Source organism: Streptococcus mitis, from assembly GCF_946188585.1.
In the GTDB taxonomy this organism is placed as follows: domain Bacteria; phylum Bacillota; class Bacilli; order Lactobacillales; family Streptococcaceae; genus Streptococcus; species Streptococcus mitis_DG.
In genome coordinates this window covers 1-2,669 of sequence record NZ_CAMHVI010000016.1, presented here as the reverse complement: position 1 = coordinate 2,669, position 2,669 = coordinate 1, and the positions used below count along the sequence as shown (strand labels likewise).

The window sequence follows — 2,669 nt, the reverse complement described above, 5'->3', positions numbered from 1 at the left end:
CTTCATCTGTGGTCTCCTTATAAATACTGGAATAAATCGAAGCTTTGAAATAGGCTTCCCTCAAATCTCGGTCTATAAAATGACTGTCCTTAGCGTCACTGTACCCTTCTGCGATCACTCGCTTGATAAAAAGTTGACTAATGTAAAGTGGCAGCGTGTCTAACCGCATACCATATGGATAGATGTGACCAACGTAATCAATATAGGTCTGATCATCCAGCTGGACACGACGGCCTACTAACAGCGCATACAAATCCAGATCTTATGAGAAATTTAATTCTTTTAAGTCATGATCAAAGAGGTAAAGTTAGTCACTGTCTATTTATAATAAAACAGTTCAAATCCCTACCTTAATTAAGTATTATAGAAATTTGAACTGCATGTTTTCATTACTTCGAATTATTCTAGCTTAAAGAACCTTTGCTTCATTCGAATCCAAAAATTCCTTTAAAACTTGCATGGCATATTCAACTGATTTTTCATCTCGCCCGAATATATTTTCTATTCTCTCTTTAATTTCTTCATCAGATATTAATTCATCCAAAAAACTGGCACCAAACAATGTATTTTGGTGATTTGGAATCATAATCCCTAACTCTCCTCCTTCTCCAAACTCAAATTGTTTATGTTTGCCTGTTCCAGATAATATCATTGTTACCTCATAACCATTATAATGCAATGAGAATCCAAAATTTTCATATTTTTCTCCTTCCCTGATTGGGATATTATCTAAATTGATTTCAAACACATTCCATAAGGCTGTTTTGACATTTCGATAGCCTAAACTCTCTTTTACTGGTAAATAGGTTTCACTCATGCTTCAAAAGGACCTTTGCCTCGTCCGAATCTAAAAATTCTTTTAATAGCTTAAATGCAAATATAATCTCACTTTTTCTTTTTCCAAAGATATATCTGATTTTCTCTTGGCTGCCTCTGTCTTTAACAATCCATTCAAATGACTTCTTCTTCAAAAAAGAATTTTCAGGATAGTCAAGATCAGGTAAGAATATTTGCACAAGCCCTCCTTCTCCTATCTCAAATTGTTGTTTTTTACCAGTTGCAGCAATAACAATATTAACAGGCATAGAATGATAAATTAAATCAAAAGCAAAGTTCTCATCTTCACCTTCACGAATTTGAATATCATCTAGGTTAACTGAGAAAACATGCCACAATGCCTTTTTGACATTTTTATAACCCAAGCTTTCCTTAATTGGTAAATAGGTTTCTGTCATTTTTTCAATAGCACCTTTGCTTCATCTGAATCCAGAAAATCTTTTAAAACTTGCATGGCATATTCAATAGCTTTTTCATCTTTACCAAATACTCTACGCACTTTTTCTCTTACTTCTTTATCTGCTATCAATTCATAAAGAAAAGTGGTTCCAAAAAAAGTATCATTTGGATCAGTAAACCAAACATCAAAAAAGCCACCTTCTCCAGCTTGAAACTGGACATTTTTTTCAGTATCAGAAATAACCATCGTCATCTCATAGTTATTATAGTAAAACGGAAAACCAAAGCTTTCAAATAATTTTTCATCAATAGCAATCATATCTAGATTAGCTGAAAACACATTCCATAAAGCTGTTTTAACATTTTGATATCCTAAACTTTCTTTTACTGGTAAATTGATTTCACTCATGTTTCAAAAGAACCTTTGCTTCATCTGAATCCAGAAAATCTTTTAAAATTTTTAGAGCTCTCTCAAGGGATTGTTCATCTTTCCCAAAAGCATACTCGACATGCTCGCTTAAGTGTTTATCTGATATTAAATTATGAAAGAATATACTTTCCAAAAAAGACTCCTTAGGATATTTGGGATTAGGTAATGAAATTGTTAAACGACCTCCCTCACCATATTCAAATTGTATATGCTTGCCAGTGCCAGATAAGATAATTGTTGCTTTATAACCGTTATAATACAATGGGAAGACAAAGTTTTCATAATCCAATCCTTCCTCAATTTGAAGATTATCTAAATCCATCTTAAACACGTTCCATAATGCTATTTTAATGTTTTTATATCCCAAGCTCTCTTTTATTGGTAAATAGTTTTCTGTCATTTATAAGCCCTCCAAAATTGTCCGTATGATTCTATTTTATAACCATTAATTTCCAGAATATCCAATTCATTAGCGAAAGATACTCCTTTACCTATCTCTGCTAATTGCTTAGCTTTATACGGATTTGAAGTCAATACAAAATCCTTTCCTTCCTGTATCTGCTTCAATAAAAACTCTTTATTAACTGCTGTAGCCAAAGTCGGATCTACTTTAGCTATCGCATTCCAACCATCATGTCCCGCATCAAAGTAAGTAAAACCATTCGCATGGGCAATCTGTTCATATGAATAGACACTGTCACCCTCAAAATATCCTAATAAAGCAGTTGGAGAATCCGCATTGTGTGTCGTCAGTTCAGTTAATTTTTCAATGTCTGTCTTTGTATATTTCTTTTTCATCTTTCCTGCATAGTCCACAATAGAACTCTCATTAAATCTATTTGTTGTTTGTAGGACTTCTTGCGCAACATGTACATCATTCGTTTTCCCTACAACTCTCCCTACATCATCCAGCTTGTTGGCGACCTTCGCTGTATCACTTACCTTGTCCACTATATTCGCTGCCTTGGCTAGCTTGTTTAGTTTCGCAATCCCGACGAACACC

At 33.8% G+C, this 2,669-nt stretch carries 5 protein-coding genes and 1 pseudogene; all 6 read right to left on the bottom strand.

Going from position 1 to position 2,669, the window contains the following annotated elements; translation table 11 throughout:
* On the bottom strand, nt 1-253 hold a 253-nt coding region (locus tag N8M66_RS09245; RefSeq protein ID WP_261047212.1), incomplete at its 3' end, for a DUF4176 domain-containing protein.
* 156 nt (nt 254-409) lie between these two features.
* Complete coding sequence (locus N8M66_RS09240) at nt 410-817, bottom strand: hypothetical protein (RefSeq protein ID WP_261047210.1); 408 nt, start codon at nt 815-817, stop codon at nt 410-412.
* On the bottom strand, nt 810-1,235 hold the full coding sequence (locus N8M66_RS09235; RefSeq protein ID WP_261047208.1) for a hypothetical protein: 426 nt from the start codon (nt 1,233-1,235) through the stop codon (nt 810-812). Before N8M66_RS09235 ends, N8M66_RS09240 begins: the two co-directional genes overlap by 8 nt.
* Entirely contained in the window at nt 1,232-1,645 is a 414-nt protein-coding gene (locus N8M66_RS09230; protein ID WP_261047206.1) for a hypothetical protein, read from the bottom strand. Before N8M66_RS09230 ends, N8M66_RS09235 begins: the two co-directional genes overlap by 4 nt.
* Nucleotides 1,638-2,066, bottom strand: a complete 429-nt coding sequence (locus N8M66_RS09225; protein ID WP_261047204.1) for a hypothetical protein — start codon at nt 2,064-2,066, stop codon at nt 1,638-1,640. The genes N8M66_RS09230 and N8M66_RS09225 overlap by 8 nt, the downstream gene beginning before the upstream one ends.
* Nucleotides 2,063-2,669 (bottom strand): annotated as a pseudogene (locus N8M66_RS09220) (hypothetical protein); the annotation flags it as partial. The pseudogene N8M66_RS09220 and the gene N8M66_RS09225, both read right to left, overlap by 4 nt.

Excerpts from the sequence above, each read along its gene's own strand:
- N8M66_RS09240 (WP_261047210.1), bottom strand. The coding sequence starts at position 817 with ATGAGTGAAACCTATTTACCAGTAAAAGAGAGTTTAGGCTATCGAAAT.
- N8M66_RS09235 (WP_261047208.1), bottom strand. The coding sequence starts at position 1,235 with ATGACAGAAACCTATTTACCAATTAAGGAAAGCTTGGGTTATAAAAAT.
- N8M66_RS09230 (WP_261047206.1), bottom strand. The coding sequence starts at position 1,645 with ATGAGTGAAATCAATTTACCAGTAAAAGAAAGTTTAGGATATCAAAAT.
- N8M66_RS09225 (WP_261047204.1), bottom strand. The coding sequence starts at position 2,066 with ATGACAGAAAACTATTTACCAATAAAAGAGAGCTTGGGATATAAAAAC.